General features: G+C 39.5%; 11 protein-coding genes. 6 read left to right on the forward strand and 5 right to left on the reverse strand.

Annotation, left to right across the window (positions count from 1 at the left end):
- Positions 1-169 precede the first annotated feature (169 nt).
- Genes ACFSR6_RS16330 through ACFSR6_RS16340 form a run of 3 tightly spaced genes read right to left on the reverse strand, consistent with a single transcriptional unit; the run spans position 170 to position 4,387 of the window.
- A complete protein-coding gene (locus tag ACFSR6_RS16330) occupies positions 170-739 on the reverse strand; it encodes a Crp/Fnr family transcriptional regulator (RefSeq protein ID WP_379080728.1) in 570 nt (189 codons plus the stop codon).
- A gap of 55 nt (positions 740-794) precedes the next feature.
- Complete coding sequence (locus ACFSR6_RS16335) at positions 795-1,577, reverse strand: GLPGLI family protein (RefSeq protein ID WP_379080730.1); 783 nt, start codon at positions 1,575-1,577, stop codon at positions 795-797.
- Positions 1,578-1,582: 5 nt separating this feature from the next.
- A complete protein-coding gene (locus ACFSR6_RS16340; RefSeq protein ID WP_379080732.1) occupies positions 1,583-4,387 on the reverse strand; it encodes an outer membrane beta-barrel family protein in 2,805 nt (934 codons plus the stop codon).
- Between the two features lie 710 nt (positions 4,388-5,097).
- Between ACFSR6_RS16340 and ACFSR6_RS16345 the strand changes: the two genes are divergently transcribed.
- Positions 5,098-5,736, forward strand: a complete 639-nt coding sequence (locus tag ACFSR6_RS16345) for a GIN domain-containing protein (protein WP_379080734.1) — start codon at positions 5,098-5,100, stop codon at positions 5,734-5,736.
- 98 nt (positions 5,737-5,834) lie between these two features.
- Here the strand turns inward: ACFSR6_RS16345 and amaB are convergent, their stop codons facing one another.
- Positions 5,835-7,376, reverse strand: a complete 1,542-nt coding sequence (gene amaB / locus ACFSR6_RS16350) for an L-piperidine-6-carboxylate dehydrogenase (protein ID WP_379080736.1) — start codon at positions 7,374-7,376, stop codon at positions 5,835-5,837.
- A gap of 124 nt (positions 7,377-7,500) precedes the next feature.
- On the opposite strand from amaB, the gene ACFSR6_RS16355 reads away from it, so the two are divergent.
- Positions 7,501-10,011 carry a M1 family aminopeptidase gene (locus ACFSR6_RS16355; RefSeq protein WP_379080738.1) on the forward strand — a complete coding sequence of 837 codons (2,511 nt, stop codon included), beginning with the start codon at positions 7,501-7,503 and terminating at the stop codon, positions 10,009-10,011.
- 168 nt (positions 10,012-10,179) lie between these two features.
- On the opposite strand, the gene ACFSR6_RS16360 is transcribed toward ACFSR6_RS16355, so the two are convergent.
- Positions 10,180-10,635 carry a nuclear transport factor 2 family protein gene (locus ACFSR6_RS16360; protein ID WP_379080740.1) on the reverse strand — a complete coding sequence of 152 codons (456 nt, stop codon included), beginning with the start codon at positions 10,633-10,635 and terminating at the stop codon, positions 10,180-10,182.
- 250 nt (positions 10,636-10,885) lie between these two features.
- Here ACFSR6_RS16360 and ACFSR6_RS16365 point away from each other — a divergent pair, with 250 nt between their 5' ends.
- The 4 genes from ACFSR6_RS16365 (at position 10,886) to gldD (ending at position 14,657) form a co-directional block, all read left to right on the forward strand.
- Positions 10,886-12,289, forward strand: coding sequence for a tetratricopeptide repeat protein (locus ACFSR6_RS16365; RefSeq protein ID WP_379080742.1), 1,404 nt, complete (start codon positions 10,886-10,888; stop codon positions 12,287-12,289).
- 60 nt (positions 12,290-12,349) lie between these two features.
- Positions 12,350-13,117, forward strand: coding sequence for a phosphosulfolactate synthase (locus tag ACFSR6_RS16370; protein ID WP_379080744.1), 768 nt, complete (start codon positions 12,350-12,352; stop codon positions 13,115-13,117).
- A gap of 154 nt (positions 13,118-13,271) precedes the next feature.
- On the forward strand, positions 13,272-14,015 hold the full coding sequence (locus tag ACFSR6_RS16375) for a shikimate dehydrogenase family protein (protein ID WP_379080746.1): 744 nt from the start codon (positions 13,272-13,274) through the stop codon (positions 14,013-14,015).
- A 54-nt stretch (positions 14,016-14,069) separates the two neighbouring features.
- A complete protein-coding gene (gene gldD / locus ACFSR6_RS16380) occupies positions 14,070-14,657 on the forward strand; it encodes a gliding motility lipoprotein GldD (RefSeq protein ID WP_379080748.1) in 588 nt (195 codons plus the stop codon).
- The last annotated feature ends 18 nt before the right edge of the window (positions 14,658-14,675 follow it).

Raw genomic sequence — 14,675 nt, forward strand, 5'->3', positions numbered from 1 at the left:
CTTAGGCATAAAAACCTTGACGATATATTAATGTGCCGCTACCGTTTTAGGTAATCTGATTTATAATTTAAGAAAAGTAATCGTTCTTTGCCTTAAATAAAATATCAAAACAAATCTAAAGGACGAAATCAATTAACCCAACTCCGCGAACTTTGCGGTTAACAAACGATTACTTCTTCGCCCTGATTTTACTTAAAAATTCTGGTGTAAAGCCCAGATAAGAAGCCAGCATATACTGCGGCACCCGCTGCACAAATTCAGGAAATAAACTGTTAAAATGGCTGTACCTTTCTTCAGCAGTCTGGCTGTACAGGAATTTTATGCGCCGCTGCGAAGCCTGATGATTTTTCTGCAGGATCAGCCTGAAATACCGCTCCAGTTTGGGCAGTTTGGAGAACATCTCATCATAATGATGGTGCGCTATTGAAATTACTTCTGTAGCTTCTGCTGCCTGTATGTAAAATTCTGTAGGTTGCTGAAAAAGAAAGCTTGTTAAATCAGTGATCCACCAGTTTTCGATGGCAAACTGAGTAGTGTGCTCAGCCCCCTTAATATCAATAAAATAAAGCCTCAGGCAACCTTTTACTACAAAATAATTTGCCCTGCAGGTTTGCCCTTCTGTTAATAAAAAAGCTTTCTTTTTTACGGAAAAAGATTCAAGCAATGGTGCAAGAACGTCCTGTTCATCGTTACTAAAATCTATAAATTTATTAATGTGCCTATAAAGTGCGCTACCCATCGCTATACTATTGATGAGCTAAAATAGGTATAATTATAAAAACAGAATCAATGGCCTAAAGTGAAAATGCCTTGTATATAGGATGCGCATATTCCCCCCAGTTTTTCATTGCGCCAAGTAATATTGTTTTTAAACCTTTGTTATCAGTAGGCTTCCCTTTTGTTGGTGCACTTAAGTCTTTTTCTGGAACGCTTACTTCTGTTACCTTGGTTGCAAACCAGGTTACATTTTCATGAGGTAAAGCTAAACCTAAAATCATGCCGGGTAATCCGGTAAAAGATTCCGGGCCGCCGGAAACAGCGATCTGGTTGCTATAATAGGCTACTACATAAACCGAATCCATAATGATGGCATTTGCCCTACGGCATTCGTAACCTGCAATTTCGCGTGTTTCATCTGTAATTTTCCAGTTAATTTTCCGCACACTGTCTTTAACAAGGTAAGTATCTTCATACACGTTTTTTTGCGTAATACTGATCTGCTGATCGAAATTTGTAGCTATGGTATTTTTTAAATCGGCCAGTACATCAGAGGATAGCCAATTGTTGTTTGCCGTTTCTTCTACAACAGGCCATTTATACAAACTTTTATCCTTGGTAAAGCTCAGCGTGCTTTTGGCAACTTTAAATTGTGGATTGTTCTTTTTATACTGTTCAAAGGCCTCCTTCATATAAGTTTCATTGTCTTTATCGATCTTCTTTTTGATCAGCGCATACATGTTGGATCTTTTTTCAAATTCGATTACACCATTTTGAACAAAATGTACATTTTGGGCAAAAAGATCGCTGCTGATGAAAATGACAGCAAGTAGGAAAATATGTTTTAGTGTAGTTTTCATGACTGTTATTTTTGTGTTTTAATACCACCGCCCATTTTGTTAAAGTCCCACGATACAGAGAACATTAAATACCTCCTGATGGTAGTATAGCTGCTTTGGCTGATCATGGTGTTAGATGCCGAACGGTTAAAGCCGATATTCTGGTTAAGAATATCATTTACTGTAGCAGAGAATTTTAAATTTTCTGATTTAAAGAATTTTTTGCTTAGGGCTGCGTTCCAGATAAGACGCTCAAAACTTTCAGTAAGCACTTGTGTTTTTCCATTGTACTGGTATTCTGCATCTGTTGATAGTTCAAATTTCGCCGGTAATTGCACGTAACCCGATGCGTAACCTGTCCATCCCCATCCATCACTGTTACGGCCAATACTGGCTCTTGCCATATTATACGAAGGGCCGAAGCGGCCATAAAAACTATAGCTTTTATCTTTGTATTTCGAGATGTTGATCCCTCCGCTATAGCTATAGTTTTTAGTATTATTTAAGGTTCTGCCTAAATCGGTGGTAATAAAGTTATAAGAAGAATTTCCATTTGCGCTTACATTCAAACCAGCATTTATTTCGCCAAGCGCGTTTATTTTTCTGTTTATCTGCGCATCTAAATAGAAATTTGTCGGCATTTTACCATTGAAATTGATGTAGCGATAGGTACTTTTACCAATACCATCAGTAGTTACATCGCTAATAATGGGATTGGAAATAAAGCCGTAGGAGCCGCTTAACCAAAGCGATTGATTGGTTAGCACTTTGTAAGAATTATAGCTCGCGCTAACATTGCTTCTGAACGACGGTCTTAAATTCTGGTTTCCTTCCACGATGTTAAATGGATCGTTATTTACCCTTACCGGCTGGAGTTGATCAAGTGAGGGCTGGGTGGTATTCCCGTTATAGTTAATTCTAAGTGATTTCTGTTGCGAAAAACGATATTGGTAAGATGCCTGTGGCATATAGTTAATAAAGTTTCTTACATAGGTTTTATTGCGGTAAATATCATCCTGCTTAAAATTTACACCACTAAACTTCGATCCAAAATTGATTACGGTTTTGCCTTTTTTATAATTGAAAATGGCTCCCCCCTGGTTAATGGTCTGGTTCAGTTCAAAATTGTTACTAAAGAGTGTATCCAGAACATCGAACATGCCGCCTCCTGATTGGTTAAACGATTTGCGGTCTGATTTTCCATTCATTAAAGTTAAACCATAGTTTACAATTACTGTTAAGGTTTTAGAGAGCGGTTCAGTATAGGCTGTATTTAATTTGAACGAATTATTGGTGATATCATTTACCTTTAGCTGATTGGTAAGGCTATCTATTGTTCCGGTCCCTGTTATGTTTGCCCGTTTGTTCTGCGAATTTAAGTACCCTTCGCTATTACTCTTGTTGATGGATTGATTTAAATTTAAGGATAATGTACGCCCTTTTTTCTTCAGTTTTTTGGTGAATAAAACGTTCATGTTAAAACTTTGATCATCCACCTCATTGCTTAATGTTCTGTTTGATGAATTTAGAAATTTATCATTTTCGCCAAGTGTTTCGGTTTCAAAAGAACTTGAGGTATTCCCTTTTTTCAATGAGCCATCAACATTCACTTTCATGGTTAAAGTCGTATCGATTTTTAGCTCATACATCGCATCGAGTTTTTGCCTGAACATGTCATTATCAAATGATTCATTGGAGGTATTGTTCTGTACGCCCGATTCTAAATTGTTCTGGCTTATTGAGTTTCTATTTCCCTGAACCCTGATTGATCCGATTTTATAATTTGTATTTAGCGATTCTTTATCCTTATTCCATTTGTTATCAAAATGTAGCCCCCCGGTTCTGGCTACAGGCAAACCCTGGCCGTTGTACTGTCCGTCGTAACTATCAAAATCATCGCCGCCAAAGCTAAAATACATTCCGCCATCATCACTCATTGTTAAGCCACTTGATCCACTGTATTTATCACGGTCATCCCAGCCTAAACCTACTGTTCCGTTATTGCCTAAAATACCATAGGCCGAAAATTTCTTTTTCCCCCAGAATTTATTGAACATAGCTTGTCCCTGGTAGAAATCTTTGGTTCCGTAACCACCCTGTACCTTACCGAAATAACCGTTCTTTTTATCTTCCTTTAGTTTAATATTAAGCGTTTTGGTTTTTTCGCCATCATCAACACCGGTGAAACTGGCCTGATCGCTGGCTTTATCGTAAAGCTGAACCGATTCTACCATATCGGCCCGAAGATTTTTAGTAACCAAGGTCGGGTCGTCGCCAAAAAACTCTTCTCCATCTACCAATACTTTCGGAACCGTTTTTCCCTGTGCTGTAATTTTACCATCTTTATCTACCTGGAAGCCAGGGAACTGTTTAATCAGGTCCTCTACTTTCGAATTGGGCTCGATATGATATGCTTTAGGATCAAACTCAGTTGTATCGCCTTTTATTTTTATGGCCGTACGGTTTCCTTTAATAATTACATCGGCAAGTATTTTAGCCATTCCCGTAAGATTAATCTTGCCATAATCTTTAACCTGGCTGGTCGAGTCTAAAGTAAAATGATCAACAAAATCGGCATATTTTGGATAAGAAACCAATAGGATAAACTTTCCGTTTTTAATGCCGCTGAGTTCGAAAGTACCATTTTCTGCTGTCCTGGTAAATTTTACCAGCGTAGAATCTTTTGCATTTAAAACAGCGACAGAAGTTCCCGATAAAAGTGTGGTAGAAGCGGTGTCAATTGTTCGGCCTTTAATGGTGTGAAGCCCCTGTGCTTTTGAGTAGGAGGAGATCACTGCTAAAAAGCACAATGAGAGTAAAAGACGTTTCATAGATAAAATTTGTTTTGGTTGCCCGAATATAAACTAATATATTAGTTGCTTGTAGTGCTTTAACCTTTTTTAACAAATTAAAAAAAAACATTTAAAGGTGTCCTTAGCGGTAACACTATTGACTTTATCTGGGAAACGTTTATTAATCAGTATTTTATATGCTTTTGTACTTCCGTCCAGCTAGGCCATAGCACGGAATCTCCGTTCTGCTTAAATCCGGCCTAATAAATTTTTCGGACTCCATTGACTAGGCCAAACCCGTGGCTTTGAAAGAAAAATTTTCAGCCGGCATTTTATTAATGGTTTTCTATTGTTTTCATTGGTATTAATGAGCTCGGCAATGCCTCGGTTTTGTTTCTTTTTGATGCCAAAAAGAAAGAGCCCTTCGGCGGCGGCGAGCCGAGACAAGACCGTGCTTCATGGCATAAGAAACCAATTACCTCAATCATGATAATTTTTATAAAAAATAAATTATCCCCTCATAGTTGACAATTATACTTGCGTACATCACCATTTGTGTTTGTCGATATTCCAAAAAACAGGCAGGTTTTCGTATAGGTTATTTAAGCGTTCGTCTATAAATACAAGCCCATGGTATAATAGCCCGGAATTGGCTGAAACGTTTTCAATGTACCGTAGTCTTAATTACAAAAACACCTAATAATTAGGGATTTAAAATAAAGATTTACAAACATAAAAATATTAAGGTCATGAAAACTTCTATCAAAAATTTATTCGCAGCAGCATTAGTAATGGTTACTTTGAGCAGCGCAACAGTAGTAGCAAACGCAACAGAAAATAATGCCAACTACACTGCATTAACAAAAGTTAAAAACATCAGCAAAATTGTGGTATCAGGAAATGTGAAACTGATTCTTGTTCAGGATGCCAAAGAAAGTGTTGAAGTGTACGATCAATATTACACCAAAAATGCCTTGGTGCAACAACAGGGAGCAGAATTGAGGATCAGTTCTTTTGATAAAAATGCTTTAACCGTAATTGCCCACGTAAATAATTTAACTGCTATTGAAGCTTCAAATACCGCAAGTATAAGCACTGCCGGAAGTTTTAACCTGCTAAACTTAAGCATTGTTTTAAATGACGAGGCATCAGCAGATATTAAAGCCAATACCGTTAGCTTATCAACAAATGTGAAAGATGGCGCGTCCTTAAAATTAGAAGGTACCACTGATTTGCACCAGGCTGTAATGGGAGTAGCATCCAAAGTAAACTTAGATGGTTTTACTGCTCAGGAAAGTAATACCAGGTTAACAGGAAAAACACTTTTAGCAAACAACAAATCGCGCTACGACGATATACAGGTTTCTTTATTAGAAAAATTATTCTAACTCCATCATATATTTACCAAAAAGGCGCTGAATTTAAATTCAGCGCCTTTTTTAGTCTCCAGCTTTTTCATGCACCCCAGTTACAAACGGAGACGATGTTATAAATCAAATTTTATGCCCTGTGCCAAAGGCAAAGTATTCGAGTAATTAATGGTATTGGTTTGTCTGCGCATGTAAGCCTTCCAGGCATCCGAACCGCTTTCCCTGCCACCACCGGTTTCTTTCTCACCACCAAAAGCCCCACCTATTTCGGCACCTGAAGTGCCGATATTGACGTTGGCTATACCACAGTCAGATCCGTTGGCTGATAAGAACTGCTCTGCTTCTCTTAGATTCAAAGTCATAATAGCCGACGATAATCCTTGAGGAACAGCATTTTGTAAGGCGATAGCCTCATCCAATGTCTTATATTTAATCAGGTATAGAATTGGCGCAAACGTTTCGTGTTGAACAATCTCGAAATCATTGTTAACCGCTGCAATACATGGTTTTACATAACATCCGCTTGTATAACCATGGCCAGATAAAACGCCGCCTTCTACCACAAAATTACCTCCTTCGGCCTTACATTTAGCGATCGAATCCAGGTAGGCTGTAACCGCATCGGTGTCGATGAGCGGGCCCACGTGGTTATTTTGATCCAAGGGATCGCCGATACGCAATTGTTCGTAGGCCTTAACCAGTTTAGCTGTAAAAGCATCATATACACTTTCGTGGATAATTAACCTTCTGGTAGAAGTGCAGCGCTGGCCTGCTGTGCCAACTGCACCAAATACTGCACCGATTAAACTCATATCCAAATCGGCATGTTCTGAAATTATAATGGCATTATTGCCGCCAAGTTCCAGTAAGCTTTTTCCTAACCTTGCACCAACTGCAGCGGCAACCGCCTTGCCCATGCGGGTCGATCCGGTAGCAGAAATTAAAGGAATGCGTCCGTCATTGGTCATGAGTTCGCCAACTTCCCTATCTCCTAAAATCAGGTTGCAAACACCTTCTGCCACATTATTGGCTTTAAAAACCCTTGCAATAATATGCTGACAGGCAATAGCGGTTAAAGGTGTTTTTTCTGATGGCTTCCAGATACACACATTACCACAAACCAAAGCCAAAGCCGCATTCCAGCTCCAAACTGCTACCGGGAAATTAAATGCCGAAATAATACCTACGATACCCAGCGGATGCCATTGTTCGTACATGCGGTGGCTGGGGCGTTCGCTGTGCATGGTTAAACCATAAAGCTGCCTTGATAAACCCACCGCGAAATCGCAGATATCAATCATTTCCTGTACTTCGCCGAAGCCCTCCTGCAAACTTTTCCCCATTTCGTAAGAAACCAAGGTGCCCAGTGCTTCTTTATTCTCGCGCAATGCATCGCCAAACTGACGTACAATTTCTCCTCTTTTGGGAGCCGGAACCGAACGCCAGGCGGTAAATGCTTCCTGGGCTTTAATTACAACACTATCATAATCAGCGGCGTCTGCAACTTTGGCCGAAGCAATCAGCTTGCCATCAACAGGAGAATAGCTATCTAATGTTTTGGTGTTTGCCACTCCGCCCCAATTACTTCCTGTGCTAAATGCTGCATTATTGGCTTTTATGCCTAATCTGTTTAAAATAGATTGAATATCTGTAGTCATATCTCTATCGGTTTACACAAAAAAACAAAAAATTACGCTAAAGGTGGTTACATTTGGTACTTTACTTTTACCACAATACTTAATATCTTGCTTTAAAGATAACTGACTTATAAAATCTTAAAAAATGAATAAAAAAATTATTGCCTGTGGGGTAATATTGGCTTCGGCTTTTATGGCTAATCCAATTTTCGCACAGGAACAAGCTGCCGAAAAATCAAATAATCTCAGCGTTTACCGTGCAACCGCAACCAAAGTTAACGACCTGGTTCATACTAAATTAGATGTGTCTTTTGATTATGCAAAAAGATATCTGTATGGAAAGGAATGGGTAACCTTAAAACCCCACTTTTACCCTACAGATTCTTTAACCCTCGACGCACAGGGAATGGATATTAAAACCGTATCCCTGGTGGGTGCAAAAGGAAATACGCCCCTTAAATATGTTTATAATGATAATAAACTGTACATCACGTTAAATAAAACGTACACCAATGCCGAAAAATATACGGTTTATATTGCTTATACAGCCAAACCTGACGAACTGAAGGTAAAAGGAAGTGCTGCCATAACCGATGCCAAAGGCCTTTATTTTATCAACCCTGATGGTACTGATAAAAATAAACCAACGCAGATCTGGACACAGGGCGAAACGGAATCATCATCGGCCTGGTTCCCTACCATTGATAAACCTGATCAGAAAACTACCGAAGAAATTTCGATGACTGTTAAGTCGAAATACACCACACTATCGAACGGAAAATTGGTGAGCCAGAAAACCAATGCCGACGGTACCAGAACCGATACCTGGAAAATGGACCTTCCGCATTCGCCGTATTTATTTATGATGGCCATTGGGGAGTTTAAGGTTACAAAAGATACGTATAAAGGGAAAGAGGTAAATTATTACCTTGAGCCGAAATATGCCCCTTATGTTAAACAGATTTTCGGAAAAACACCCGATATGATCCAGTTTTACAGCAATATTTTGGGTGTAGATTACCCATGGAACAAATATGCGCAGGTGGTAGTGAGAGATTATGTTTCAGGAGCAATGGAAAATACCACCGCAACATTACATGGCGAACAGATACAGAAGACAGACCGGGAGCTGCTGGATGGCAACGAAGAAGGTACCATAGCCCACGAGCTTTTCCACCAGTGGTTTGGCGATTATGTAACGGCCGAATCGTGGTCTAACTTAACCATGAACGAATCTTTTGCAACTTTTGGCGAAATTATCTGGCATGGACACGATGCCGGCCGGGATGCAGAAGATAAATCGCGTTACGAAAAGCTGCAGTCGTATTTAGGCTCGACTAAAAAAGGCGAAAGTCCGGTTTTGGCCCGTTTCTATTATAACGATAAGGAAGATATGTTCGATAATGTAAGTTATGCCAAAGGATCCATCATCCTTTATGCCCTTAAAAACCAGATGGGCGATGCAGCTTTCTACAAATCGCTTAACCGTTATCTCACCACCAATGCCTTCAAAAATGGTGAAACACATCAACTGCGCCTGGCAATGGAGGATGTTACCGGTAAAGATTGGAGCCCTTATTTTAACCAATGGTACTACAATGGAGGTCACCCAATTTTAAGCATTGATTATGGCTACGAAAACGGCAAAGCCACTATTAAAGTAAAGCAGATGCAGGATTCGAGCGTACAGACCTTTACACTGCCTGTTAAAATTGATATTTATGCAGGGGGTAAAAAAATCAGGAAGGAAATCCTGATCAATAGCCGCGAGCAGAATTTCAGCTTTGAGGTGAGTGCTAAACCTGATTTAATTGATTTTGACGTAGATAAAATTTTAGTTGGTGAAACCAACGACAATAAAACCGCCGAAAACTATTATTTTCAGTACAAAAATGCGCCAAGTTATGCCAACAGAATTGAAGCTTTACAGTTTATTATGCAAAGCAAGGCCAGCAGCGGACAGCAAATATTGCTGGAAGGGTTGAAAGATAAATCTGGCGATTTACGCGCATTAAGCATTGATGGCCTTAACCTCGAAGATGCACAGATTAAAGCTGCAGCGCTGCCTGTTCTGTTGCAACTTGCCAAAAGCGATAAAGACACTGAAGTTAGATCGGCTGCTATTCTAAAATTGGCTGAAACAGGCGATCAGGCCTATAAATCCTTGATGCTCGAAAGCCTCAAAGACCCTTCATATAAAGTGCTTGCAGCCGGTATCGGCGGACTGGCTAAACTTGCTCCTCAGGAAAGCCTTTCGGCATTATCGGCTCTTGATGCGGATACAAAAGAACATATTGCGCCATCTATCGCATCCTTATACATCAGCGATCCGAAAGACGAGCATCAGTCATTTTACGAGAACATTATGTTAAATGGCGATCGTAATAAAATTTTCGGGGTAATTGGTCAGTATTTCCAGTATTTACGGGCAAATACCAATCCTGCGGTAACCGAAAAAGGCATAAATAACATCAGCAGTGCCATCGAAAGACTGAAACTGCAGACCTACTTAAATAAACAACTGGCTGGTGCTTATGCGGCAACGGCCCAAGGTAAGGCAAAGCAGGCTGCCGCGGCCAGTGGCGATGCAAAAGCTAACCTGAACAAACAGGCAGAGTTATTTAAAAAAGCCGCTGCCGATTTAGAAAAGGAGTAATTCTTATTCCTCCAACAGGTCGTCATTTCGGCCGGAGTGTAATGAAGTGGAGAACTCTGTGTTGGATAGATTTCTCCCCGCCTGAACGGGCAGGCATTCCACTGCGTTTTAGTCGAGATGACGACTTTTTTATTGATATGCCGTATATGCTATGGATTATACAAAAATCTATTTACACCCCTCTTTTCTCCTGGTATCAATAATATACACAATCTGCCAACCCTTATCACCCTTAACCAGCTGAAAGGAATTTACACCACAGTGGCTAAACTTATCACCCAAATAAAACTTATAGTCTGTCCAAACAGCGGCCAGGTCACCATCAATTAAGATTTTCGTAAACACAATCCTTTCATCATATTTCTGCTGGTGTGGAGTGCCAATAAATTTGATAAAATTGTTAACTGATTCATTGCGCACACTCACTTTGCCCTCTTTATTAACTATTGTTTGCATAATTGCAGCATCGGCAAAAGCACTGCGCGCCAGGGTGCTGTCTGCATCTTTCATGCCGGTAAAAAGATTGGTTATGGTTTTCTTGATGGCATTTTCTTCATCGCTTTGTGCAAAGCCACTTGTACTCAAACACAGTAAAAATAGCGCAAAAATGACTGATTCTTTCATGACTTCCTGATTACTTATATCACATAAATTTATAGTATTTTTGTAAAAGAAGGGACAAGAAACTGCGATGTTGCAAAAAACCTATTGATTATCCACACATCTTAATTACAGTTAAAACGCTTTATATTCAGTCGTTTACGTTGTTTTATGCTGTTGATGTTAATAATTATTTTAAAAACGGATAATTATAATTGTTAAACTTATAATGTGTTTTACTGCTAATTGGCACGGTTCTTTAATAGTATAATATATGGAAGAAGAATTCTTTTTTGAATCCAACGAAGATGCACAACGCTCGGTAGAACGTTACGAAGAGATGCTCCGCAACCAGGATCAGTATTTTTTCGATGCAGGTGCTTTTGAATACATTGTAGATTTCTACATCGAGAAAAATGACCCGGTTAAAGCCTTGCAGGTAATTGACTTCGCGATTAGCCAGCATCCTTATGCAACTGTTTTTTTAATTAAACAGGCCCATCTGTACATTTTAACCAATAACCACGAAAAAGCTTTTATCGCTTTGCAAAAGGCTGAACTCTTAGAGCCATCAGAACCTGATATTTACCTGCTGCGCGGTAATATTTTCCAGAATACCGAACGTTATGACGAGGCTTTGGAAAATTATGAAAAAGCTTTAGGCCTGGCCGAAAGTACCGATGAGATCTTATTACAGATGGCTTATGTGTATCAAAGCATGTCTGACTATGAAAATGCCATTACCTATATTAAGCTCAGTTTAGAGCAGAATATGGAAAATCAGGATGGTTTATATGAACTGGCTTTCTGCTACGATGTGTTAGACAAGCAGGAAGAAAGTATCAAGTTTTACCAGCAGTACATCGATACCGATCCATATTCTTATGCCGCCTGGTATAATTTAGGCAATAGTTTTCACAAACTGAACCTTTTTGAAAAAGCTATTGATGCTTATGATTATGCCATACTGATTAAAGAGGATTTCAGCTCAGCCTATTTTAACAAGGGAAATGCACTCGTACAACTGGATAAATACGATGAAGCGATAGATGTTTATAAACAGACTTTCGAATATGAACAGCCTAATGCCGATACCTATTGTGCCATTGGCGAATGTTACGAGAAACTGGAAAAAATGGACGAGGCCCGTTCTTACTACAAAAAATCAGTAAAAATGGATCCTAAAATGGCCGATGCCTGGTTTGGGATCGGAGTGACACTGAATTTTGAAGAACGTTATTTCGAGTCGCTGCATTTTTATAAAAAAGCAATTGATTTAGAAGCCGAAAACGCTGATTTCTGGTTCGCCATGGCCGATGCTTACTATAAATTAGGCCAGATTGATGAATCGATTGAAGCTTATGAAAAAGTATTGGAGTTTAATCCTTTGGATATAGAAGCCTGGTTAGATTTTAGTACAGTGCTTTACGAACAGGGAAAACTGCTCGAAGCATCAGAAACAATGGCTGAGGCGATTAAAAACAATCCGGAAGCAGCCGAGCTCTATTACCGGATGGTGGCCTATCTTTTTGCTTTAGGAAGTTATGGCGACGCCTTGGGATATTTAGAAACAGCTTTAACCACTGACCCGGATAAACATTATATTTTATTTGAATATTTGCCACAATTGCAGGATAATAGTGCCATTTTAAACGTCATAAACAGATATATAAGGTAACGACCTTGTGAGAAAAATTTAACAAATAAATCTCAAAATTTTTTTCACTTTTGTACGCATATGAATTATCCATTATTAAACGTTCCCGAACGTCCAGCTAAACCGCGCCAAAAAGGCTTAACAATGGTTATGGATAAGGGATTGAGCCTACGCCAGGTTGAAGATTTTATTGATGTTGCCGGTGTACATACAGATATCGTGAAGTTAGGTTGGGCAACGTCGCACGTAACGCCAAACCTCAAAGAAAAATTAGCTTTATATAAAAGTGCAGGCATTCCTACCTATTTCGGTGGAACCTTGTTCGAGGCCTTTATCATCCGCAATCAGTTTTCAGATTATCAACGTGTTTTGGATGAGTATGGAATGGAATATGCAGAAGTTTCTGATGGTTCTATTGATATTGAGCACGATAAAAAATGTGGCTTTATCAGCGAGCTGGCTAAACAGGTAACGGTAATTTCGGAGGTGGGAAGTAAAGATGCCGCTAAAATATTTGCCCCATACAAGTGGATTAAATTAATGCAGGCCGAAATTGAGGCCGGAGCCTGGAAAGTAATTGCCGAAGCCCGCGAAGGCGGTAATGTAGGTATTTACCGTGGAAGCGGCGAGGTGCGCGAAGGGTTGGTTGATGAAATTTTAACACAGATTCCTGAAGAAACCATTATCTGGGAAGCACCTCAAAAAGAACAGCAGGTTTGGTTTATTAAGTTAATCGGTAGCAATGTAAACCTGGGTAATATTGCCCCGGCTGAAGTAATTCCTTTAGAAACCATTCGTTTGGGACTACGAGGCGATACTTTTGACTATTTCCTGAACCAAGTAAAATAATCCAATTTTAAGTGCCTGTAGTATAAATCGGTATATTCTTAGATTTTGTCACATTGAGCTTGTCGAAATGCCCTATATAAATCCGCTATAGTCCTTCGACAGGCTCAGGATGGCAATTCGATTTTGTAATACGGCCACTTATTTTTTTATTAATATGAAAACATACGGTTTAATCGGGTACCCGCTTTCTCATTCTTTCTCTAAAAAGTATTTTACCGAAAAGTTTTTAAATGAAGGCATAGCTGATCATCAATATGAACTTTTTCCGATTGAAGATATTAAATCCCTGCCTGATCTCCTGAACGAAAACCCGTCGCTTTGTGGCCTGAATGTAACTATTCCACATAAAGTAAGTGTGCTTTGTTATTTAAACGAAGTAGATGAAGCCGCAGAGCAGATCGGTGCCGTCAATTGCATTTCCATTAAAAGTTTTGAAAACGAAAATTATTTAAAGGGTTATAATACAGATGCTTATGGTTTTGAAGCGTCCTTATTGCCTTTATTGGAGCCACAGCATACAAAAGCACTGGTTTTTGGCGACGGGGGAGCGGCAAAGGCAGTAAAATACGTTTTGGAAAAGCTGAATATAGAATACCAGATAGTGGTACGCAAACCAGTTGAAGGCGCTATCCTGTATACCGGGCTTACCCCGGAAATTTTGGCTTCGCACAAATTGCTGATCAATACCACCCCGCTAGGAATGTCGCCAAATACTGATACCTTTCCCCCAATTGATTACAGCCAGCTTGGACCCGGACACCTGGCCTACGATCTGGTGTATAATCCGCTGGAAACTTCATTCCTGGCAAAAGCTGCCGAACAGGGTGCGGCGATTAAAAATGGTTTGGAAATGCTATACAAACAGGCAGAAAAAGCTTGGGCAATTTGGAATAAATAATTAACTTATCGTCATTGCGGGAAGGAACGACGAGGCAATCTTTGATAAAATGTTATGAAATTAAAACAACTGATCTGTGTTCCTTTTATACTGCTTTTGTTCCTAGCTGCTTGCCAAAACCACGATTACAGTCCAAAGCCCAAAGCTTATTTCAGGATTGTATTTCCTGAAAAACATTACACTACGTTTACCAGGCCCGTTCCCTTTACGTTCGAATATCCCACTTATGCCGCGATAGAACGGGATCAAAGCCGCGATGCCCAAAAAAACTGGTACAATTTGCACTTTAAGCAGTTTAATGGTTTTTTGCATTTAACTTATTATGATGTATCAGGCAAGGGCGAATACGATGAAATGGTAGAAGATGCCCGGAAACTTGCTTTTAAACATACCATAAAAGCGAGCGCAATCGATCAAAGGATCATCAACTACCCTAACCGTAAGGTTTATGGTATTTATTACGCCATAGAGGGAAATACAGCTTCATCTGTGCAGTTTTTTTTAACCGATAGTGCTAAGCACTATTTTAGGGGAGCGCTATATTTTAATGAGCGGCCACAATACGATTCAATAGCACCCGTTGTTAAATTTATTAAACAGGATATCGATACCCTGATTGCCACTTTTAAGTGGAAAAATTAAACCATCCCGATGGCTTGT

Source organism: Pedobacter vanadiisoli (assembly GCF_042684385.1).
Taxonomy (GTDB): domain Bacteria; phylum Bacteroidota; class Bacteroidia; order Sphingobacteriales; family Sphingobacteriaceae; genus Pedobacter; species Pedobacter vanadiisoli.